The sequence below is a fragment of the Pseudalkalibacillus sp. A8 genome (assembly GCF_045920555.1).
Taxonomy (GTDB): domain Bacteria; phylum Bacillota; class Bacilli; order Bacillales; family Fictibacillaceae; genus Pseudalkalibacillus.
On record NZ_CP174509.1, the window covers coordinates 2,604,039 to 2,627,084 of the forward strand.

Genomic DNA, 23,046 nt, shown 5'->3' on the forward strand with positions numbered 1-23,046 from the left:
ACTAATAATCTGATAATTGCTACTATATTGAAAACAGTTGAATTAACCAACTCTTTTATATAAGATTAAAAGATATAATATTATAACAATAAATCGTGGTGATAACATGAAATTAAACAAAAATATACCGACTCCTTTTTACCATCAGGTAAAGGATTACTTGGAAGAGAAGATCACCCAAGAAATCTGGGAGCCAGGACATAAGTTACCTGCTGAACATGAACTAGCAAAGCAATTCAGCGTAAGCAGGATCACAGTGAAAAGAGCTATACATGACTTAGTGAACAAGGGTATCTTATACCGCCAACGAGGAAAAGGTACATTCGTCAGTAAAAGAGAGGATAAAGACATTTTTAAGCTCGTCACGTTGAGGAATGAGGCAGAAGATAAGACGCCCCATCCCCATAAAACCTTAAGCTTTAAAGAAAGAGAGGCTGGAATCAAAATAGGTGACGCCTTGGACATTGATCCGAAAGACAAAGTTTATCAGATTCATCGATTAAAAATCGAAGAAGATGTTCCCGTAGGGATTGAGTATACCTATATACCTGTGTCCTTGTTTCCCGGACTATCAAAAAAGGCGATAGATGATGATTTGATTTATAACATGTTTACAAACAAGTACGGGACGAACCTTGATCGAGCAAAAATCTACTTTTCAACCATAATCGCTGGAGAGTTGGAATCAAACCTCTTGAACGTACCAGAAGGAGAACAACTTTTTGTCATCGAAAGGCATACCTACTCCTTAGAGGAACAAGCGGTCGAATATTCTAAATTCGTGATAAAGCAAGATAAAACAAGATACTTTATCGAAGTAAGATTAAAATGACGATATTTAATCACCAAGGTTAGTTTTTTTATTAAAAGTATAAAGTTATAACTTTATATCTATATAACTTTTAGGGAGCTTTTATCCAATGAAAAAGGAGATGGAACGGGATGGACAAAGTTTTTCAATACATAGACGAACATGCAGAACAGTATCTAGATTGGCTTGTTGAAGCGTGCAACCAACCGAGCGTGTCGGCGCAAAACCTTGGGATGACTGAAATGAAGGAACTCGTCAAACGCTTTCTCTCTAAAGTCGGTGTCGAATCTGAAGAAATTGAAACTGAGAAATATCCAATTATTTATGGAGAATTAGACAACCAAAAAGAGAGGACACTTACATTCTACAACCATTATGATGTTCAGCCTGATGATCCCATCGAAGAATGGCTTAGCGATCCGTTCAAAGCTGATATTCGGGATGGGAAAGTATTTGCCCGCGGTGTGGCAGATAACAAAGGGAACTTAATCGCCAGGATCTGTGCTGTACATGCCTACCAACAGGTTTATGGTGAACTCCCTATCAATGTAAAATTTATATTCGAAGGAGAAGAGGAAGTAGGCAGTCCCCATCTGGCGCTTTTCGCAGATAAGTTTCCTGAGAAGCTAAAGACTGACGCCATCATCTGGGAGGGGGGAACCCGTGGAGTTGAGGATAAAAGACTAAATGTCGGTTTAGGGGTCAAAGGGATTTGTTATCTGGAACTCGTATGTAGGGGAGCTAGAACAGATCTGCATTCCTCTGAGGCAGCCATCATAGAGAACCCAGCCTGGAGGTTGATTTGGGCATTAAACACTTTGAAAGATAAAGAAGAGAATATTTTGATAGACGGCTTTTATGATGATATTAAACCATTAAGCGAAAAGGAAAGCGAATTTATTCGATCCATGCATGTCGACGAGGAAAGGATGAAAGAATTATACGGAATCAAAGCTTTCCTCAAAAATGTAACCGGAGACGAACTGAAGGAGGTATTGACCGCTGAACCGACGTGTACCATTTGTGGGATCTCATCGGGATATACAGGGGAAGGTTCTAAGACAGTACTTCCTTCCGTTGCAAAAGTCAAACTAGATTTCCGGTTGGTTCCGAACCAGACTCCTGAAAGAATAGCGAAGCTCCTTCGGGAACACCTAGACAAGCACGGGTTTGAAGATATTGAGATCATTCAATCACATGGGATTCATCCATTCAACACGGACCCTGAGGATATGTTCGTAAATGTAGTACTCGATAGTGTTGCTGAAGTGTACGATGAAAAACCGGTCGTCTTGAGAAACCTGGCCGGCTCAAGTCCGATGTACAAGATGCTTAAAAACACGGATATCCCAGCTGTTCAAATAGGGGTTGCCAACCAACAGTCCAACTATCACGCACCGAATGAAAACATCTTTATCGATGACTACATACAGGGTATAAAAGTTACTTCATCTGTGATTAAAAATTTCAGATAATTAACCATCTTTACAATAGTCTGGGATTTTTGATAAATTTTGATAAATTTTATATGGGGGGAAAAGCATGAAGAAAAAGTATCAGGCCCTATTGACCCTTTTACTAGCAACAGTGTTGTTAGTAGCTGGTTGTAGCGGTGGCAGCGATTCTTCTACATCAGGAGAAAGTGGCCAGGGAAGTGAGGGTGGCGGGGATAACACAACTTTGACGATCGCACAGAGTGCAGATCTAACAACGATGGATCCGCAAAACTCATTAAGTACGACAGGAGACCGCGTTTTTAGAAACATGTTCAGCCGATTGTTTTATCGTGACAGCAATATGGAGATTCAACCAGAGCTTGTCGATACTTACGAAAACATTGATGACGTCACATGGAACTTTAAGTTAAAGGATGGTGTTACCTTTCATAACGGTGATCCATTAACCGCTGAAGACGTAAAGTTTAGCCTTGAACGTGTCATGACTGATGACACTTTAAAAGAGTTTACCTACTTTCAACAGTTTACTGAAGTGAACGTTATCGATGACCTTACTGTAGAGATTAAAACAGATGGCCCGATGCCTACTATTCTACCATTGCTTGCAAAGAGTGGTTCCGATGTTTTACCGAAGAAATACTTTGAAGAAGTAGGATTAGAAGAATTCCAAAAGAATCCAATCGGTTCTGGTCCTTATAAGTACGTTGAATGGAAACGAGACGATAGGGTTGTTTTAGAAGCATACGATGATTATTTTGGAGATGCACCAAAATGGAAGAAAGTCATCGTAAGAGCGATTCCTGAAAGTTCCACACGTGTTGGCGAGTTGATGACAGGGGGAGTAGACCTTGCGACAGACGTTCCCCCAAATGAGTGGGACCGTGTGAACAGTGAAGAAGGGGTGTCGTTGATCAACGGTGATACAACACGTGTTATGTTGATTATGCTTCGTCACACCGATGGTTATGTAACATCAGACCCGAAAGTAAGAGAGGCGATCGATTTAGCTATCGATGACCAAGCGATTGTTGATTCTGTCCTAAAGGGTACTGCGGTGCCTGTTCGCTCACGCGTTCCTGAAGGAGTGATCGGAGCGAATCCAGATTTGTACAATACCTACGTATACGATGTGGAGAAAGCAAAAAAACTGTTAGCTGAAGCGGGTTATGAAAACGGCTTCGAACTAACATTTACGGCTCCGAAAGGAAGGTATCCGCTCGATGGTGAAGTGGCGCAGTTGATTGCGAGTATGCTGGGAGAAGTCGGTATTAAGGTAAACCTGGAATTACTAGAATCAAGTGCATTCCTAGACAAATATAATTCAAATTCTAACGAGGAAATGATCATGATCGGATTAGCGGACGGATTGTTAGACGCTTCCTATTCTTTGGTCCACTATACGAAGGAGCGTGCCGCTGGCCAAACAGACTACTACAACGAAGAGGTGGAAGAACTGTACAAAGCGGCGAATCAAAACTTGAACGCAGAAGAAAGGATCCAACAGTATCAGAAGATCACAGCGATTGTAGCAGAAGAAAGACCCCATATCTTCTTGTTCCAACAAGGAGCTAACTATGGGGTAGGCGATAATGTAAAATTTGCTCCTAGACTAGACGAAGTAATTAATTTCGATGATATTACTTTAAAAAAGTAAATCGTTAACTCAACTAGCGGGGTTCGAAATGATGTTCATTTCGTCCCGCTTATGTTTTAAGGAGGTTAGAAATTGAAGAAGTATCTTTTAAGAAGGTTACTACAAATCATCCCTACCCTGTTTATCATTACATTTGTAGTTTTTGTACTGGTCTATATGGCTGGAGATCCCGTGGCGCTGATGTTGCCGGAAGATGCTTCGGATGCTGACCGGGCAGCCCTGAGGGAGGCTTTGGGATTAAACGAACCATTCCTAGTACAATTCGGCACCTTTTTAACCAACCTGATAACCGGTAACTTCGGGACATCGTTCCGATATAGCCAAGATGCGTTACCTTTGGTTTTGGAACGACTTCCCGCTACATTCGAACTCGCCGTAGCTTCCATGGTCGTTGCCACGATAATTTCTATTCCTTTAGGAATCTATTCCGCGAGGAAAAGGAACAGCTTCGTGGACCTGTTTATCACTGGCGGATCGGTGCTAGGGAAAGCGATGCCAAACTTTTGGCTGGGTATCATGCTGATCTTGTTGTTGGCTGTCAGCTATCAGGTGTTCCCTGTCTCTGGGAGGGGTACGATTTCTCACCTGATCTTACCGGCAATCACTTTAGGGACCGGGATTGCAGCGGAGATGACGAGGTTGATCCGATCGAGCATGCTGGAAATCTTGAACCAAGACTATATCAGGACGGCAAAAAGTAAAGGGGTCAGTGACTCGAAAGTAGTGTACATCCATGCATTCCGAAACTCGTTGATCCCAGTTGTGACGATAATGGGGCTTCAAATCTCATCCCTTGTTAGCGGTGCTTTGATTACCGAAAGTGTGTTTTCATGGCCGGGTCTTGGATTACTTTTAGTACAAGCCGTAAACGGGCGGGATATGGCCATCGTGCAAGCGGCAGTGTTTGTCATCGCAGTGTTGGTTATTGTTATAAATCTAGTGACGGACCTAGTCTACAGGTTGTTAGATCCGAGGATCAACTATTCATAGGAGGTGGGAATCGTGGAAGCAAATGTAAAGGTGTGTCAGAAAAGTACGGTGAAGCCAATGTTGAAAGTAAACCCCTGGATACGTTGGATAAAGCTATTGTTACATAGTAAAACGGGCACGGTAGGGTTCTTCATCGTCTTTTCTGTCATACTCGTTGCAGTTTTTGCTGATGTACTGGCTCCCCACGACCCGGCAGCAAATAACTTAGGTGATATGCTGAAGCCTCCCGCCTGGTCAGATGGAGGTTCACTCTCCTATCTTCTTGGGACAGATAACCTGGGTCGGGACATACTCAGTAGAATCATATTCGGCGCACGTGTTTCATTGTTAGTAGGAATCTTTTCCGTCGTTTTAGCAGGGTTCATCGGCATTATCATTGGTCTTTTAGCTGGTTACTATGGTGGGATGATCGACAACGTGCTTATGAGAATCGTTGATTCGTTCATCGCAATTCCAAGCATCTTGTTTATCCTCGTTGTACTCTCTGTTTTCGATCCAAGCTTAATGGTCCTGATCATCGTCATCGGGTTCACGAACTGGGTCACATATGCTCGCGTTGTGAGAGGGGAAGTATTGAGTATCAAGGAAAGGGAATTCGTAAAGGCTTCTAGGTCAATCGGAACGAAAAACATCACAATAATGATTCAACATGTCTTGCCTAACATCCTGTCTTCGTTTATCGTCATTTCTACCTTAAGCGTGGCAACGACGATTGTTCTCGAAGCATCCTTGAGTTTTCTCGGTCTAGGGATTCAACCACCGGAGGTTTCTTGGGGCGGGATGTTAACTGATGGACGGAACTACTTAGCGACAAACTGGTGGCTGGCAACCTTCCCGGGTATCGCTATAACCGTAACGGTGCTTGGGATTATTTTCTTAGGTGATTGGCTCAGGGATGTGCTAGATCCTAGAATCCAAACGAGAAGATAGAGGGGGAGCTCAAAGAATGAGTCAAACAGAGACACTATTAGAAGTAAAGGATTTAAAGACATACTTTTATACGGAACATGGCGTTGTTCCCTCTGTCGACGGGGTCTCTTTTAACGTGAAAAAAGGAGAGACGATCGGGATTGTAGGGGAGTCAGGATGTGGAAAGAGTGTCACATCCTTATCCTTATTGCAGTTGGTAAGCGAACCAGGAAAAATCGTCGGGGGAGAGATTCTCTTTAACGGGGAAAGCCTAATCAACTATTCCAATAAACAGATGAGAAAGGTACGAGGGAACAAGATCTCTATGATATTTCAGGAACCGCTCACATCTCTCAATCCCGTTTTCACCGTTGGAAGACAAGTATCCGAATCCATTCGGTTGCACCAACATGTGGATAAGAAAAAGGCGAAGGAGTTAACCGTTGACATGCTTTCTAAAGTGGGAATCGTGAACGCTGAAAAAGTTTACTCTTCCTTTCCGCATCAACTCAGTGGCGGGATGCGTCAGCGGGTCATGATCGCGATGGCCTTGTCGTGTAACCCCCAACTACTGATTGCGGATGAGCCCACGACTGCATTGGATGTCACTATCCAAGCCCAGATCATCAAACTGATGAAAGACTTGAGCAAAGAACTGGACACCTCCATTATTATTATCACTCATGACTTAGGTGTCGTTGCGGAGATGGTCGACCGGGTGATTGTCATGTATGCAGGACAGATCGTCGAACAAAACAGTGTGTTTAAGTTATTTGAAAACCCTAAACACCCTTATACGAAAGGTTTGTTAAACAGCACTCCTAAGATCCACCATCTTGAGGACCAACTCGAATCGATCGAAGGCAACGTACCCAGTCCTCAAAACATGCCTAAGGGGTGTAAGTTTCATCCAAGATGTCCCTTTACGATGGACAGATGCAGAAACAGTGAGCCGCCTTTGTTCCGAGTAGACGAGGGATCAGAGGTAAGATGTTGGCTCAGCGAAGAAGAGGGGAGGACGGAACGGTGACGGGTCAAAACGCGATCAAGGATAAAAGTGACGATTATTTAATAAAGATCGAAGGTTTAAAGAAGTACTTTTCTAGCTCTTCTGGACTTTTTAGTAAAACTCAACACCAGGTCAAAGCGGTTGACGGTATCGATCTCTTCGTGAAAAAGGGAGAAACATTAGGCATCGTAGGTGAATCTGGATGCGGAAAGTCTACTACCGGCAATCTTATCCTAAAGTTGCTAGAACCGACCGACGGTAAGATCGTTTTTGAAGGTAAGGAACTAGCAACTCTACCGGAACGGGAGATGAAGAAGATCCGGAAAGATATCCAGATGGTATTCCAGGATCCTTTTTCGTCCCTGAACCCCAGGATGAGGGTGTTTGATATCATCGCCGAACCTTTAAGGACACATAAGATTTCAAGAGGAAAACAGTTGGAAAACGATGTGTATCAGTTAATGGAGACGGTCGGGTTGGACCGTTCCTTTTCCAAACGGTTCCCGCATGAGTTCAGTGGTGGGCAACGCCAAAGGATTGGTATCGCGAGAGCACTTGCTCTAAAACCAAAACTGATCGTCTGTGACGAACCTGTTTCTGCACTTGACGTTTCCATCCAAGCACAAATACTGAATTTGTTGATCGAACTTCAGAAAAAGTTTGATCTAACTTATATTTTTATCGCGCATGGTATACCTGCAGTTAAGTATATCAGTGACCGGATTGCGGTTATGTACATGGGAGAAGTGGTAGAGGTAGCTTCCAAGGAAGCATTATTTCGTCATACCCTCCACCCGTACACGAGCGGGTTGATCTCTGCGGTCCCTGTCCCTGACCCTGCGTTGAGGGAGAGAGAAGACCGTCTCATCCTGGAGGACGACTTACCGACGCAGACTGATGAATTGATCGGTTGCAGGTTTTATTCAAGATGTCCATTCAGACAAGAGAAGTGTAAAGAGGAACGTCCGGTTCTTACAGAGATTCGGAAAGACCATCATGCTGCATGTCATTTCCCTATTCCACAACAATAACAAATAGGGTTTCATGAAAAGACAGGGGGATTATATCGATGAAAGTCATTGTGATAGGTTCGGGAATAGTTGGATCAAGTACTGCTTACCACCTAGCAAGAAAGGGGATGGAAGTGGTGGTGGTTGACAAAGCACATCAAGGACAGGCTACAGCTGCCGGTGCGGGGATTGTTTGTCCCTGGATCACTAGCGTAGAAAATCCCGACTGGTATACGATTGCTAGAAACGGAGCCATCTACTACCCTGAGCTAGTCTCGGCTCTTCAGGAGGACGGGGAGGAAAACTTGGGCTACAAGACAGTAGGGGCGATGGCTGTGAGTTCAGATGATGAAATGCTAGACGTAATGGAAAAGAGAATACTCGAACGTAAGGAAGGAACACCTGAAATTGGTGTCGTGACGCGGTTATCGGCAGAGGTGGCCAAAAAACTATTCCCTCCTTTAAAAGATGACCTTAAGGCTGTCCATGTAACAGGTGGCGCTAGGGTCGACGGGAGATCATTAAGAGATGCGATGCAGCGCGCCGCGGAGAAACATGGTGTAGTCCGTCATACGGGAGAGGCAAGTTTAATGTTCTTCGACGGTAAGGTGGCAGGAGTAAACGTTAATGGAACAGAGATCTACGCTGATAAGGTGATCGCGACTGCCGGTGCATGGACCAAGCAATTGCTCGCTCCGTTAGGGGTCGATATACCGATCGAGCCACAAAGGGGACAAATCATACATTTTAAATTTCCGAACGAAGATACGGCCGAATGGCCGGTCATCCTTCCTCAAAGCAGTTATTATATGCTTGCTTTCGATGATTCAAGAGTAGTCGTTGGGGCGACGAGGGAAAGTGATACGGGGTTTGACTATCGACTTACGGCAGCTGGAGTAAAGGAAGTGATCGACGCGGGACTTGAAATAGCTCCAGGCCTTGCCGACTGCACGGTACATGAAATGCGTATCGGATTTAGACCGATGGGACCGGACATCTTACCGCTTCTAGGTATAATCCCCGATCTTGATGGGCTGATCCTTGCTACTGGCCTGGGAGCATCCGGCATAACGATGGGTCCTTATGTCGGTGTGTTAGCGGCCGAGCTTGCCCTTGAGAACGACGTAGGCATCGATCTAACCCCATATCATCCTTTAAGAGATACGCTAGAAGTGTAAACTGTTATCCTTACTAAGCCATAGGTAGGTGTGAAATGAATGCATATTGAGAACCATCCGGTGTTTAGCAATATGAAACTCGAACCGGTAACGATCTATTTTGAAGGTCTACCATTAAAAGCCTATAAACATCAGAGCATCGCTGCAGCCTTGATGGGAAACGAGATCAATAGGTTAGGAGCAAGCAGGAAAAACGTTCAAGCGAGGGGGCTGTTTTGTGCTCGCGGCCGTTGCTGCAGTTGTTACATGACGGTAAATGGAGAAGACCATGTGCAGGCGTGTATGAAAAGAGTAGAGAAAGGGATGGAGATTTTTACGAATAAAGAAGATCCAGCGATCAGGAGTGAAGGGGAATGAAGACTGATGTATTGATCATAGGAGGTGGCCCCGCCGGCCTCTCGGCTGCGATCGAACTTGGGGCTAGAGACCTCCATGTCACCATCTTAGATGAATCGAACGAGCTTGGTGGCCAACTACACCAGCAAACACAAGTTCTTAAACGTTTACCATCAACCTATAGGAACTTGAGGGGGTTCGAGTTGGCAGAACAACTAGTAAACGAAGTGAATCAACTTTCCGTTCATCAGTTACTGGGACATAGGGTCATCGGATTATACGAAGATGGAAGTGTCGGTATCTCAGACGACCTGAACGTCTTTCCCGTTCGTGCCAAGAAAATTATTGTTTCAACTGGAGCCTATGAGAGAGCTGTTCCCTTCTTAAAATGGACACTCCCTGGAATCATGACCATTGGTGCTGCACAAACCTTGATCAATCGCGATATGGTGCTACCAGGCAAAGAAACGTTTATCGTTGGCCTCAGCAACTTCTCGTTAGACGTTGCAGAGCAATTACGTAGTGTAGGGGTCCATGTGAAAGGGATACTGCAGCCAAAAGGACATGAACAAAAGTACTGCATCGGATCCTTAGAAGCTGTAAGATCTATGGGAATCCCCATCTATAAACAAGCGGAGGTCGTTGAGGCAAAAGGGAACGGAAAAGTAGAACAGTTAGTTTTCAAATATGTGAACCAACTACAAAGTGTTCAGGTGGATTCCGTGTGTATCGATGGAGGAAGGTCTCCCATCCTCGATATCTTCTATCAGTTAAACTGTTCGTTCGGATACCAGGAAGTACTAGGGGGGTGGCTTCCCCAGTACGATTCTAGTTTTAAGACCAGCAATGAAAACGTCTTCTTGGCTGGAAACGCTTCAGGGATCAGCGATCATGGTGCCTTATTACTAACTGGAAGATTAGCGGCTATCAGTGTTCTTGAAGACTTGCAAAAATTAGATAAACAAGACACACAAACCGTTAGAAACTTGTTGTGGAAAGAAATTGAAACACTGGAATCGTGGGACCATCCTGACGTTTGGACGGCGAGGAGGGAACACATCGAACAATTTTTACAGCCAAAGATAAAAGATCAATTCATCTCTTAAAGAAGAGATCGAACAAAAGAAGGTGTATTAATGGAAAAAGAAACCGTTATGTGTAGATGTGAAGAGATCACCTATGAAGAAATCGAAGAGGTGATCCACCATGGTGCAGTATCCTTTGATGATATCAAAAGACTGACCCGATGCGGCATGGGACCATGCCAGTCCAAGGTTTGCGCACATCTTGTTTTGCAAGCCATTCATGAGATAACGGGAAAGCCCTTAGTTGAGATCCCTATCCCACGAACGAGAATGCCCGTTTCTCCTATAAGAATCCAAACCCTAGCGACGAACAGCACACAATTCTCTACAGTCAAATCTGTTCTTGATGAACTAGAACTAGAGAACGGGAAGGTGAAATGAATGATCAGAGACTATGAGACTATCATCATTGGTGCCGGGGTGGTTGGAAATAGTATCGCGTATCACCTTTCTGAAAGAAGTAGAGAGGATATACTGGTTTTGGACAAGAATTTCCCGCTGTCCGGTACTTCAGGTTCGACACAGGCATGGGTGTGGGTACATAACAAAAATCCTTCATGGTACGCTGAATTCAGTATGTATAGCGCTGAGCTCTATCCCTTTTTATCGAAGAAAATTGGAGACGTGGAGTACAAGAGGACTGGCGGACTCTCCCCGTTTTTTAACGAATCTGACCGGGAGAAAGCGGAAAAACTTGCAGAAGCATATAGAGGAATAGGCATAAAAATAAAAGTGTTGACGAGAGAGGAGGTCCTTGAAAAAGAGCCTCACCTGAACCCGGCGGTAGCAGGAGCGACCTATAGCAAGATCGATGGAAACGTTAATCCGTCTCGTTTAGTGGACAGGCTCATGCGAGCAGCGAAGAACCAAGGAGTCGAGTACTCCTACTACACCACTGTATCGGGTGTCGATAAAAAGAACGACATGTATCTATTAGAAAGCAACAAAGGTACTTTCCGTTGCAAAAAGTTGATCCTAGCGAGTGGGACATGGTCCCGAGAAGTAGGGAAGATGTTGGGAATCAATATTCCGATCAACCAGTTAAGGGGACAAATTTTGGTAACCGAACCCTTGAAGCCATTCTTAAATTACACGATCAGCGGAATAAGACAAGCGAATAACGGCGAAGTATTAATTGGTTATTCGATGGAAAACTCTGGGTTTGATCGTTCCACCACATTGGATGTGATACAAGAAACCGCTAACCTAGCCCAGCATTATGTACCCGCTATAAAAAAGGCGAAGGTCGTAAGGGCCTTCTCAGGCATTAGGGCCATGCCGGAAGATGGTTTTCCAATCCTCGGAGAAATACCAGGAAACGAAAACCTATATGTCGCTGCAACACATAGCGGAGTCACGCTGTCACCATTAATCGGAACGTTGATCACCGAGTTGATCTTAGACCGGGAGACATCGATTCCAATCGACCGTTTTTCTATTCAAAGATTCGATTCCTTAAAGAAAACAGTATGAAGGGACATATATCAAGGTTGAGGCTGAGACAAAAGTATTTTGGCCAAAGAAAAATCCGAACTATAATTCATGATTCTACGACTAGAATATTGAATTCGTTCGGATTTTTTCTATTTAATTACTGTACTAACCAAAATTATTCGTCTCTAGTGTAAGGCATTTTAGTTGTGTCCCAGCCTCTTTTTGTAATATGGAAGGTTCAATCATATTTATTCTTTGTTGATTTAGGCTTAACAAGGAATGACAAGCTGAAGGCATAGCTGAAGCCAAAAAAAGAGGCGTTTATAAGGGCAGACCCAAGAAATTTACTGATAAAAACAAAAGTCTATTACATGCGGTCCGGTTGTTTGAAGAATGTGATCAGAACGGTATGACGGTCCTAAAAATCTGCGATATTACAAAAGTGAGTAGAAGTACGTTATATAAATTTATTAAAAGAAGGCATAAAAAATGAAATGCAAACAACTTAAAGCCTTTCGGATATCGAATACTCTGCTTATGGCGGTGGATCCCATCAGGGATATTCCACCGTTACTCACTATCTCTATAATTCACCTTCCTTTGTTTTCCTCATTGTAATTATTTGTTCATCACTCGGTAAAGGATCTGCGTGGTCGAACGGCCACATCCAAAACCAAGTCGGCTAAGCCAGCGTAAACTTGGTTAAAAAAGAACAGAAAACGCTGGCTAAGTCATTGGGTTTTGCGTATGGCCGTAATATCTCACTTGATGCTTACACATACTTACGTATCCTTCTACACTCGTTTTCGCAAAAATTCCTTTCTTTTCAAACAAAGAAAGGAGCTGTTTTCAAGATGGAAACAATTTATGAAATTCAACGGATCAGACAGGTGATTTCAGAGGTGGAAGGAGGTGAAACACACATCATCCGTTCTCCAGAAGACGCTGCAAAGGTTGCTGCTGGGTTTATCGGTGAGGATTATCGTGAAGTGTTCTTTGTCATGTGCCTCAATACGAAAAATAGAGTTGTTGCCGTTCATCGTTGTCATGTAGGTTCAATCAATGCAAGTATCGTTCATCCAAGAGAAGTATTCAAAAGTGCAATCCTGAATAATAGCGCAGCAATCATACTATGTCACCAGCATCCTTCTCAAGATACGAACCCGTCCAGAGAAGATATTGAAGTAACAAAAAGACTTGTAGAAGCTGGACGGATGATGGGTATAGAGGTTCTTGATCATCTCGTTGTCAATGCTAAAGCTGAATATACCAGCTTGAAAGAAAAAGGATATGTATAATAACTTGGAAGGAGCTAGCCTCCTTCCTTACTTATCAAAGTGATGAAAACCGAATGTGTATTGAGTTCAGGAACTTGTTCTACCGTTTCTAAAAAGTCCTTCGGCAAAGGCTTGAAATAACACCAAAATCTAAAATCAGTTTGAATTACTCCTTTCATTGAAATGGAGTTTTTTGTTTATTTTTGTAATAAACAAAAGTAGTTAACTATCTAAGAACGAATGACTACTAGGTTTAAATTTTAGATATTTGAGAAAATTTAAAAAATATATTGACAAGGTTATGTGCTGGTTGCTAACATAGATTTAAAGTTTTATACACAAAAATTTAATTTCATATATAAAACAAGGAGAGGTAGTTTATGTCATCTGATTACAAAGTTCCAGCTATTGATAATATGGTTAAAATTTTTCATACATTGAGTGTTAATGCTTCAAGCGGGTTAACGCAAAATGAAATTTCAAGACAAACGGGTTTAAACCGAAGCACCGTATTCCGATTACTAAAGGGTTTGCATCAATACAATTTAGTTTCCTATGACAGCTCCAAAAAAACGTATAATTTAGGTCATTTGCTTGTTTATTTAGGTGGTAAGGCATCAGAAGTTTTAAGCAATTTAGATAGGTTTCAGCCTTATCTATTAGAAATAGCAAAGCGGACAGGTCAGACAGCTATCTTGACACAGTTATATGGCCACAATGAATTAATTTACATTGCTAAACAAGAAAGTATGAATGACCATCGTATCAATGTCAACATCGGTCAAATTCGCCCACTTAATAGTACTGCAGCAGGTAAAGTGTTTTTGGCGGACAGAACCGATGAAGAAATAGACATGTATTTATCTGAAGATTTGAAAGCGTATACAAATAAGACGTTGGTTGAGAAAGGAGTGTTTATGGAGGAGATTAAAAAGATTAGAGAAAAGGGGTATGCGATCAGTAATGAAGAATTCAAATTAGGACTTAGCGGTATTGCGGTACCTATTTATGATCAGAATCAACAGTTGTTATTTGTTATGTTCATTTCTTGTTTTAGTGCTCAATTAACAGATGTAAAGGTAAATGAATATAGAGATATTTTAATTGAGACTGCTAATCGAATCAACGAGACTTTACTTAGTAATTAGACTAAATCTTTTTTGAAAGGATGGAAACTTTGAAAAAACTACTTACTCTTAGCGTGGTTGCTTTGTTGGTCTTAAGTCTAGTGGCTTGTCAAGACAGTAGCAAGGGAAGTGCCGGGTCAGGAGAAGGAAAGAGTCCTTATTCAGGAGCCATAACAACTGGAAGTGCGGGTGGGGTATGGAACGTGTTAGGCGGGGGAGTGGCAAAAGTTATTAATGAGAACACTGACTATATCAAACTAAATGCAACTACGCCTCCATCCGTAAGCCAGGTTCCTTTAATGCTAAATGATGAGCAGGCAGCATTTGGTATCGGAATGGCTGATATGGTGCACCGAGCCATTAATGGTGAGGATGAGTTTGATCAAAAACATGAGAACATACAAACAGTTATGGCCCTATATAACAATGTCATGTCTGCAATTGTCGCTGAAGATTCTGACTTGAATAATATCAGTGAATTAAAAGGGAAAAAAGTTGGTGTATCTTCTGAATCAACCCAACAAACTGTAGCTGCTATTTTTGAAGAAGCAGGAGTCCCGGAAGATGAAGTCAAATGGCAATACCTGTCATACAATGAGCAAGTTGCAGCTTTAAAAGACGGAGTAATTGATGTCGCTATTATTACAGCCTACCCAAAAAGTGGGTTGTTTGAAGAGATCCACACAACTCTAGGTGTGAAATTCCTAAATACAGATGAAAAAGTAAAAGAAAACTTTGATAAAAAATATCCATTGTGGGCGTTTTCAACCATTCCGGGTGGGACATATGAAGGAATTGAAGAAGATGCAGAGTTTTATACAGTTTATAGTGTTCTTTATACTCATAAGAATGTCCCGGATCAAGTAGTGCATGATGTTGTGAAAAATATCCTAGAACACAACGATATTGTTAAAAGTGTCCATCCGGCTGGGGAGATGATAACACCTGAAAGAACTGCAGAATACGTCGAAAAAAGAATCCTTGATACAAATCGTTTCCATCCAGGTGCACTAAAATACTTTGAAGAACAAGGTGTTCTAGAGAAATGATAATTTTCATTTCTTATGAGGGAACAACGGATTTTTTGAAAGAGAGAATAGAGGAAGGATGAGAGGAAGGTATGAACGATATCGCCACTGATTCGTTGAAACTTAAGCAAAAGCTACAGTATCACTTAATTACTAGTGTTGCGATTATATGGTGTTTGTTTCAACTATATACAGCATATAGTGGCATCCTTTCTGCTTTACTTCAAAGATCTATCCATCTACTTTTTGCATTAACCATGGTTTTTCTGGTTTATACATTTAAGAAAACAAAGAATGAGACATTTAAAATTTCTTCACTCTTATATTTTGGGCTCATTTGGTGGAGTGTAGGTTATATTGCATTAAATCATGTGAATGTTTGGATGCAAACGGGGGCCATCACCTTCCATCAGGAAATGATCAGTTTAATGATTATTCTTTTAATAATTGAAGCGACAAGAAGAACGATCGGGATGCCATTGGCTATTATATCGATTGTTTTCCTGCTATATGCATACTTCGGAAATTATCTTTCGGGTCCGCTGCAACATAAGGGGTACGATGTATCCGAAATCCTCAGATATCAAGTAATGGGATTAGAAGGGGTGTTCGGTGTAGCCTTAGGTGTAGCTGCTACCTTCATTTTTCTTTTCATCTTCTATGCTGGTGTGTTACAGGCATCCGGAGGGGGAGATTTTTTCATCAATATAGCCACAAGTTTATTTGGCAGGGTCAGGGGTGGTCCCGCTAAAATATCTGTTCTATCAAGTTCCCTTTTTGGATCCATATCCGGAAGTGCCGTTGCAAATGTTGCTGGTACAGGGACTTTTACTATTCCGTTGATGAAAAAAACCGGCTATTCCGCAAGGTTTTCAGGAGCGGTAGAAGCGGTATCATCATCAGGAGGGCAGTTCATGCCACCGATTATGGGAGCTTCAGCCTTTTTAATTGCTGAAATCTTGGAAATTTCCTTCTGGGAAGTAGCAATGGCGGCAGCTATTCCTGCGATACTTTATTACTTGTCCATTTTTATTATGGTGGACCTTGAGGCTTCTAAACGAAATATTCGAGGCATGGACAAAAAAGATGTTCCCAGCAAGCGTGAAACATTAAAACACGGCTGGCATTTTATAATTTCCCCAGTCGTACTCGTGTATTTACTTATGGTTGTTCAATGGTCTCCGACCAAGGCGGGGTTCTGGACAATAATCGTTACAATTCTATCCACCTTTATTAATCCAAAAAACCGGATGACGTTTTCACAAATCATCAACAGTATGCGCACAAGCGCTATTGGAACTCTGGAGACGACAGTTGCCTGTGCATGTGTTGGAATGGTTGTCGGCGTCATAATGCAAACTGGTTTAGGATTTTCTCTATCGAGTTTAATTATTCAATTTTCACAAGGAAATGTGATTCTGCTTCTCGTTTTAACGATGATCTGTTCTTTGATCCTGGGAATGGGTTTACCTACTGTTGCAGCCTATATCATTCTCAGTATTATGGTTGCACCTACTCTTATTTCCATGGGGATTAACCCTATTGCATCCCATTTGTTTATTTTCTATTTTGGTATTATTTCTGCCATTACCCCTCCAGTAGCTTTAGCATCCTATGTAGCCGCAGGTCTTTCTGGAGATAAACCATTAGGAACCAGTCTCGTATCCCTCAAATTAGGACTTCCAGCGTTTCTTTTACCTTTTATGTTTGTTCTGGGACCACAGTTGATTCTTGAAGGAAGTGCAATTGATGTCATTTTAAGTTTCCTAACTGCTGTCATTGGTATTTTTGCATTGGCGGTCGGTGTTCAGATGTACTTCACAAGAAAATTGAACTATTTAGAAAGTGGTCTCCTGATTATGGGAGCGTTATTGTCCCTTCATCCTAATTATATTACCGATATTATCGGGATTGGTATGAGTGTCGTTGTAATTTTATTCATTTACCTGGGAACAAAAACAAAACAACGAAACATAGAGGCAGATAAAGAAACTGAAAAACGAGGAGTTGCTATTAATGATTGATCAACGTTTAAAATCGAAGGTGAATCAAACTTTAACCTCACTCTTAAAACCTGAATCAATCGCCATTATTGGAGCCTCCCCAATTTCACAAAAAATTAACGGCCGGCCGATCGAGTACCTTAGAAGATATGGGTACAACAAGAACGTTTATCCGATTAACCCTAAATATAATGAGATTCAAGGGTATAAAGCTTATGGAAGTATCCATGACATAAAAGATGAAATTGATGTCGCCATCATTGCACTTGGAAAGAACCATGTTCTTGATGCTTTACATCAGTGTATCATCAAAAAAGTCAAAAACGTCATCATCTTTAGTTCTGGATTTGCTGAAATGGATGCAAAGGGTAAAGATGTTCAATTAAAAATCAAAGAAGCGATAAGAGGAACCGGTACAAGGGTAGTCGGCCCTAACTGTCAAGGAATGAATAACCTTAAATCAAAAAGTATGATTTCTTTTTCAACCTCTTTTACTGAAGGAGAATTACGGGAAGGAAATGCTGCGATTGTAAGTCAAAGCGGGGCGATCGCATCTATGTTCTATAACCTTTTATCTGAAAAATACGGAACAGGTGTGAATTACTGGTTTGCAACTGGAAATGAAGCCGATGTTAATGTCGTTGACCTAGTGGATGTACTTATTGATGAAAAAGATGTCGATGTTATTCATGTTTACTTAGAAGATATAAAAGACGGTGAAGCATTCAAAAAAGCTGCGTTAAAAGCTCAGCGTAATAAAAAACCTATTCTTGTTCTTAAATCAGGTCGTACTAGTGAAGGGAAAAAAGCAGCTCAATCCCATACCGGAGCACTTGCTGGGGAAGATGACGTATTCGATGTATTTTCTGAAAAATATGGCATCACAAGAGTAGACAATATAGAAGAACTAGCCGGGTATTCTCTCATGTTTCAACAACAGGAGAAGAGGTTCGGGAGAAATGTTGCTTTTCTAAGTAATTCAGGCGGTTTAGGAGTAATGATGGTTGATAAGGCAAAAGAGCTTGGACTTAACGTAACAGAATTTGATAAACAAACCATTGTTAGGTTAAAAGAGATCCTTCCGGTATTTGCCTCACTCACCAATCCGATCGATGTTACCGCTCAATTATTAAACGATCGCAATCTATTTTCAAAGACTCTTCCGGTATTGTTGGAAGATCAGAATGTTGATTCGATTGTAATTGGGCTTGGAACGATAGGCAAAGGGTATGATATTGAAGCCATCGTACAGGATATCGTTGAAGCCCAAAAATCAGATAAAATCGTTGCTGTGTCTTGGGTCGGGAGTAAAAACAATGTTGTTAAAGATTTCGGTCTTTATGGTGTACCGGTTTTTGAAGACACCACACTCTGTATAAAAGCCTTGAGAGCCTATATTTCCTACTGTGAATTCCTTTCTGAGTCTGACGATAATATCTCAACCATGAACCAGCCTTTATTAACCAATAAAAAGAACATTACTGCAACATCCAATATTCTAAGTGAATACGAAAGTAAACAGATTTTAAGGGAGCATCAGTTTCCGACAGTAAGAGAGTTATTTTGCCGAGATTATTCAGAAATATTCGAAAAATCAAGTTGTTTGAATTATCCGCTTGTATTAAAAATGTCGTCTCCCACCATAGCTCATAAAACAGAAATGCATGGAGTCATCCTCAATATCAAGGATGAAAAAATGCTCAGAGATGCTTATCAGACAATGAAAAAGAATATCAAGGATAAAGAAGCGGAAAAAGATATCGATGGATTTCTGATACAGGAGATGATTAATGGAGGATTGGAACTCTCTTTAGGGTTTAAAAGAGACCCTACTTTTGGTCCAGTCATTATGATTGCAGCAGGCGGTATTTATATCGAAGCCCTTAAAGATTTTACGTTGGCATTGCCGCCTATACAGTATGAAGAAGCGAAAAGAAAAGTCGAAGGATTGAAAATTTATCCGTTTTTAAAAGGTGTGAGGGGACAGCCCCCATTAGATGTGGAGGGATTATTTAATATGATCGTTAAATATAGTGAATTCATCCAGCGATATGAAGATGTCATTGAAGAAATGGACATGAATCCAATCATTATAAAAGAACAGGGAGTTCACATTGTGGATGCAATGATTAAGTTGAGGGATAAAGAATGAATAGCTTGTCATTTGAAAACCTGTTTGTAACAGACGAAAAATCCATCAGGACCATTTCTTTAAATCGTTCCTCATCTTTAAATTCTATCAATTATCATGTTTTGGATGAATTGGAAAAGGTAATTGAGGATTCGAGAATTAACAGGGATGTTAACGTCATTATTTTAAAAGGCGAGGGAAGAGCATTTTGTGCAGGAGATGATATCAACGGTATGGGTAATGATCAACTTCCTGTTCCAACTCACACACTTAGAAGAGCAGACTTTGGGTATCCCAGGTTTATTGAGAGATTAAGAGGATTAGAAAAGCCTGTTATTGCTCAGGTCCACGGCTATGCATTAGGGGCAGGATGTGATCTCGCACTATCTTGCGATTTGATTTATGCAGAAAAATCTGCAAAATTCGGACTGGTGTTTTCCAAACGAGGCATGGTTGCAGGAACAGCTATTCTTCCTCAATTGGTAGGCTATCACAAGGCATGTGAAATTCTTTTCACTGGAAACATGTATACGGCTGAACAATGGAAACAGTTGGGTATTATCAATGATGTATGGGATAGAAAGGAGTTAGAGGAAAAAGTCTTCGAAGTCGCTGAAAACCTTGCAGAAAATTCCATCGGAGCAATCGGATATATGAAAAGAGGTTTGAACCAAAGCATTGGGTCAAGTATGCATTCATCAGTCGAGATGCAAAAACATCTTATGGCGATCTCCTATAATACACATGATTTCAATGAAGGAAAAACCGCATTTGTTGAAAAACGACAACCCATTTTCAATAAGAATGTTTGAATAGAGGGAGGAGTCATGAATTTTTATCATTTTGACGATTTTAGTATCGGTGACGAATTCATAACAACATACACCATTTCTGAAGAGGTAGCAAGACCTTATGTTGAACTGGTCGGAGGAACCTATGTAGAGAATCAACCCGTATTGCCATCGGTTTTCCTGATTTATACGCCGCTGTTTGAAGCTATTGGCGGAAGATTTGTAAATGGAACCGTTCATCTTAAGCAAGAAGCTAGTTACTATAACAAACCGAAGGTAGGCGATCAATTTACAGTCAAAGTTACTGTAAAAAATAAATATGTTAAAAAAGATAAAAACTACTTAATCTATGAAACGACGTACTCACTAAAAGATAAGTTGTATTGCCGACTGCTTTCCACCCAATTGGTCGGGCTTACCAGTTAGATCGTAGATTAAAGGAGTGAGTTGCTTTGGTAGAAAACTATACAAGCAATACCTATTCTGTAGATCAATTAAGTCTAAATAAATATGCCGAACTAAGCGGGGGGACTGGGAAGATCCATACGAATCCCGATTACGTAAAAGGTACAGTTTTTAAGAGAACATTGGTACATGGGATCTATCTGTTGACGTTAGTCGAAAAAGAACTAAACGAATTCAACAAAGATGATCATAATAAAGAATTTATTGATTATCAGGTAAAAAGTACATTTATCAATCCAGTATTTGCCGATGAGGAATTTACAATACAACTTACTCGAGGAAATAACCAATACATTGACTTTAAAGTAATGAAAAGTGATGGATGTAAAGCGATAATCGGCCATTTCTCAACAAATTATTCATAGACTAATAATATTTCAGAGGTGAAGATAATGTTTAGATTTGAAGAAAAAGTAGCGGTTGTTACAGGAGCTGGTCAAGGAATTGGAGAGGCTTCAGCGAAACAGTTTGCCGATGAAGGTGCCAAAGTTGCCATTTTAGATATGAATAAAGAAGGAGCAGAACGGGTCGCTTCTAATATCCGAAATGATGGGGGGGAAGTAATTGCCCTGACGTGTGATGTTACTAATGGGGACGATGTAAAAAAATGCTTTGAAGTAATCGATCGGAAATTTGGTCGTATCGATATTTTAGTAAATAACGCAGGGATCACACGTGATTCGCTTCTTTTTAAAATGTCCGATAACGATTGGGATTCGGTCATTCAAACCCATTTAAAAGGCGCTTTCTTATGTTCAAGGGAAGCGCAAAAATACATGGTTCAGCAGAAATACGGAAAAATCGTAATGCTATCATCTAGATCTGCCCTTGGGAATCGAGGTCAAACCAATTATTCAGCTGCAAAAGCTGGTCTCCAGGGAATGACTAGAACGATGGCCATAGAACTTGGTCCTTTTGGAATTAATGTCAATGCGGTTGCTCCAGGCTTTATTGAGACGGACATGACCAAAGCGATCTCTGAAAAGACAGGCATTCCCTATGAGGAAATAAAAAATAACGCAATTGAGGCCAATTCTATCAAACGCGTAGGAACCCCACAAGATGTTTCAAATGCAATTGCCTTCTTAAGCTCCGATGAATCTAGCTTTATCACCGGCCAGATTTTATATGTTGCAGGAAAGACAACGGTTTAAAGATCGAGGAGGAATTTTTATGAGTCTATATCAGTCCGCAGCAATCGTCGGTGTAGGGGATGTGGATCTAGAGAATGGGTGTGTATTAAACAATGAATCGGTAATGCAGATCCAGGCAAGGGCTGCAAAGAATGCGCTAGACGATGCTGGCTTAAGTATAAAAGATGTTGATGGATTGTTTGTTTCCGGACTTTGGATACAGCCTGGTGGTGCCGGTGTTTTTCCAACATTGAGTGTTGCAGAATATTTAGGGATAGAGCCTAAATATTCAGACTCAACCCAAATTGGCGGCTCCTCCTTTGAGGCACACATCGGGCATGCTGCTGCAGCGATGAAAGCAGGATTGTGTAAAGTGGCACTTATTTTATATGGAAGTACCCAAAAGTCTGAGCAGTCCAGATCATTAGGCGGTAGGCCGTCCAATTTAAGCCAACAGTATGAAACTCCGTGGGGGATGCCTGCACCATTAGGAGCATATGCCATGGCAGCTACAAGACATATGTATCAATATGGGACAACATCTGAGGATTTGGCAGAAATAGCGGTATCGACTAGGAAATGGGCTAATTTAAATGAAAAAGCAACATTTAGAGAAGAAATTACAATCGAGGATGTTTTGAATTCCCCGACCATCAGTGATCCTTTACATTTAATGGACTGCTGCTTAGTAACTGATGGTGCTGGTGCAGTCGTGCTCGTGAGTCCGGAAGTTATAAAGGATTGTAAAAAGAAGCCCGTTTGGTTATTGGGGCATGGTGAAAGCCATACCCATTGGTCCATTCATTCTATGCCTGATTTTACGGTAACACCTGCGGCAAAGTCTGGGAAATCCGCATTCGAAATGGCTGGTGTTTCCCATGATGAAATTGATGTTGCAGAAATCTATGATTCTTTTACGATTACAGTTTTATTGACGCTTGAATCGTTAGGTTTTTGTAAACCAGGCGAAGGTGGAAGTTTTGTATTCAATCAGCGTACAGCTCCCGGAGGGGAATTTCCGTTAAACACCAACGGTGGGGGGCTGTCTTATTGCCATCCTGGTATGTATGGGATTTTTCTTTTAATTGAAGCAGTTAGGCAATTAAGAGGAGAGTGCGGGGTTAGACAGGTCTCGGATGCAAAAATAGCGTTAGTTAGTGGAACGGGTGGGCAATTGTCCTCCTCCGCTACTTGTATCTTAGGTGTATGAAGGGAGAA

General features: G+C 41.4%; 23 protein-coding genes. All 23 read left to right on the top strand.

All coding sequences use genetic code 11. The features are described 5' to 3' along the window. Positions 1–106 precede the first annotated feature (106 nt). The 23 genes from ACJROX_RS13525 to ACJROX_RS13635 all read left to right on the top strand — a co-directional run bounded on the left by ACJROX_RS13525 (position 107) and on the right by ACJROX_RS13635 (position 23,038). On the top strand, positions 107–832 hold the full coding sequence (locus ACJROX_RS13525; protein ID WP_408011238.1) for a GntR family transcriptional regulator: 726 nt from the start codon (positions 107–109) through the stop codon (positions 830–832). 110 nt (positions 833–942) lie between these two features. Further along, on the top strand, positions 943–2,286 hold the full coding sequence (locus ACJROX_RS13530) for a M20 family metallopeptidase (protein ID WP_408011239.1): 1,344 nt from the start codon (positions 943–945) through the stop codon (positions 2,284–2,286). A gap of 67 nt (positions 2,287–2,353) precedes the next feature. Beyond that, positions 2,354–3,922 carry an ABC transporter substrate-binding protein gene (locus ACJROX_RS13535; protein WP_408011240.1) on the top strand — a complete coding sequence of 523 codons (1,569 nt, stop codon included), beginning with the start codon at positions 2,354–2,356 and terminating at the stop codon, positions 3,920–3,922. Between the two features lie 72 nt (positions 3,923–3,994). Next, positions 3,995–4,912 carry an ABC transporter permease gene (locus ACJROX_RS13540; protein WP_408011241.1) on the top strand — a complete coding sequence of 306 codons (918 nt, stop codon included), beginning with the start codon at positions 3,995–3,997 and terminating at the stop codon, positions 4,910–4,912. 57 nt (positions 4,913–4,969) lie between these two features. Next, positions 4,970–5,842, top strand: coding sequence for an ABC transporter permease (locus tag ACJROX_RS13545; RefSeq protein ID WP_408011656.1), 873 nt, complete (start codon positions 4,970–4,972; stop codon positions 5,840–5,842). A 16-nt stretch (positions 5,843–5,858) separates the two neighbouring features. Then, a complete protein-coding gene (locus ACJROX_RS13550; RefSeq protein ID WP_408011242.1) occupies positions 5,859–6,851 on the top strand; it encodes an ABC transporter ATP-binding protein in 993 nt (330 codons plus the stop codon). Beyond that, positions 6,848–7,861 carry an ABC transporter ATP-binding protein gene (locus ACJROX_RS13555; protein WP_408011243.1) on the top strand — a complete coding sequence of 338 codons (1,014 nt, stop codon included), beginning with the start codon at positions 6,848–6,850 and terminating at the stop codon, positions 7,859–7,861. The genes ACJROX_RS13550 and ACJROX_RS13555 overlap by 4 nt, the downstream gene beginning before the upstream one ends. A 38-nt stretch (positions 7,862–7,899) precedes the next feature. Further along, entirely contained in the window at positions 7,900–9,018 is a 1,119-nt protein-coding gene (locus tag ACJROX_RS13560; protein WP_408011244.1) for an NAD(P)/FAD-dependent oxidoreductase, read from the top strand. A 39-nt stretch (positions 9,019–9,057) separates the two neighbouring features. Then, positions 9,058–9,375 (top strand): (2Fe-2S)-binding protein, encoded by a 318-nt coding sequence (locus ACJROX_RS13565; RefSeq protein WP_408011245.1) that lies wholly within the window; start codon positions 9,058–9,060, stop codon positions 9,373–9,375. Further along, positions 9,372–10,460 carry an NAD(P)/FAD-dependent oxidoreductase gene (locus tag ACJROX_RS13570; protein WP_408011246.1) on the top strand — a complete coding sequence of 363 codons (1,089 nt, stop codon included), beginning with the start codon at positions 9,372–9,374 and terminating at the stop codon, positions 10,458–10,460. Before ACJROX_RS13565 ends, ACJROX_RS13570 begins: the two co-directional genes overlap by 4 nt. Positions 10,461–10,508: 48 nt before the next feature. Beyond that, positions 10,509–10,820 (top strand): (2Fe-2S)-binding protein, encoded by a 312-nt coding sequence (locus ACJROX_RS13575; protein WP_408011247.1) that lies wholly within the window; start codon positions 10,509–10,511, stop codon positions 10,818–10,820. Next, positions 10,821–11,912, top strand: a complete 1,092-nt coding sequence (locus tag ACJROX_RS13580; RefSeq protein WP_408011248.1) for an NAD(P)/FAD-dependent oxidoreductase — start codon at positions 10,821–10,823, stop codon at positions 11,910–11,912. Positions 11,913–12,168: 256 nt separating this feature from the next. Beyond that, positions 12,169–12,366 carry a helix-turn-helix domain-containing protein gene (locus tag ACJROX_RS13585; protein WP_408011657.1) on the top strand — a complete coding sequence of 66 codons (198 nt, stop codon included), beginning with the start codon at positions 12,169–12,171 and terminating at the stop codon, positions 12,364–12,366. 295 nt (positions 12,367–12,661) lie between these two features. Next, on the top strand, positions 12,662–13,171 hold the full coding sequence (gene radC, locus ACJROX_RS13590) for a DNA repair protein RadC (protein ID WP_408011658.1): 510 nt from the start codon (positions 12,662–12,664) through the stop codon (positions 13,169–13,171). 359 nt (positions 13,172–13,530) lie between these two features. Continuing rightward, positions 13,531–14,298, top strand: coding sequence for an IclR family transcriptional regulator (locus ACJROX_RS13595; RefSeq protein ID WP_408011249.1), 768 nt, complete (start codon positions 13,531–13,533; stop codon positions 14,296–14,298). A 29-nt stretch (positions 14,299–14,327) separates the two neighbouring features. After that, positions 14,328–15,326, top strand: coding sequence for a TAXI family TRAP transporter solute-binding subunit (locus tag ACJROX_RS13600; protein ID WP_408011250.1), 999 nt, complete (start codon positions 14,328–14,330; stop codon positions 15,324–15,326). A gap of 71 nt (positions 15,327–15,397) precedes the next feature. After that, positions 15,398–17,329, top strand: a complete 1,932-nt coding sequence (locus ACJROX_RS13605; protein WP_408011251.1) for a TRAP transporter permease — start codon at positions 15,398–15,400, stop codon at positions 17,327–17,329. Then, a complete protein-coding gene (locus ACJROX_RS13610) occupies positions 17,322–19,460 on the top strand; it encodes an acetate--CoA ligase family protein (protein ID WP_408011252.1) in 2,139 nt (712 codons plus the stop codon). The genes ACJROX_RS13605 and ACJROX_RS13610 overlap by 8 nt, the downstream gene beginning before the upstream one ends. Further along, positions 19,457–20,251 (top strand): enoyl-CoA hydratase/isomerase family protein, encoded by a 795-nt coding sequence (locus ACJROX_RS13615; protein ID WP_408011253.1) that lies wholly within the window; start codon positions 19,457–19,459, stop codon positions 20,249–20,251. The genes ACJROX_RS13610 and ACJROX_RS13615 overlap by 4 nt, the downstream gene beginning before the upstream one ends. 15 nt (positions 20,252–20,266) lie before the next feature. Next, entirely contained in the window at positions 20,267–20,656 is a 390-nt protein-coding gene (locus tag ACJROX_RS13620) for a hypothetical protein (protein ID WP_408011254.1), read from the top strand. A gap of 26 nt (positions 20,657–20,682) precedes the next feature. Then, the gene (locus tag ACJROX_RS13625; RefSeq protein ID WP_408011255.1) at positions 20,683–21,060 is read left to right on the top strand and encodes a MaoC/PaaZ C-terminal domain-containing protein; all 378 of its coding nucleotides are present in this window, start codon (positions 20,683–20,685) and stop codon (positions 21,058–21,060) included. 24 nt (positions 21,061–21,084) lie between these two features. Then, complete coding sequence (locus ACJROX_RS13630; RefSeq protein ID WP_408011659.1) at positions 21,085–21,849, top strand: SDR family NAD(P)-dependent oxidoreductase; 765 nt, start codon at positions 21,085–21,087, stop codon at positions 21,847–21,849. A gap of 19 nt (positions 21,850–21,868) precedes the next feature. After that, entirely contained in the window at positions 21,869–23,038 is a 1,170-nt protein-coding gene (locus ACJROX_RS13635; RefSeq protein WP_408011256.1) for an acetyl-CoA acetyltransferase, read from the top strand. Positions 23,039–23,046 lie beyond the last annotated feature (8 nt).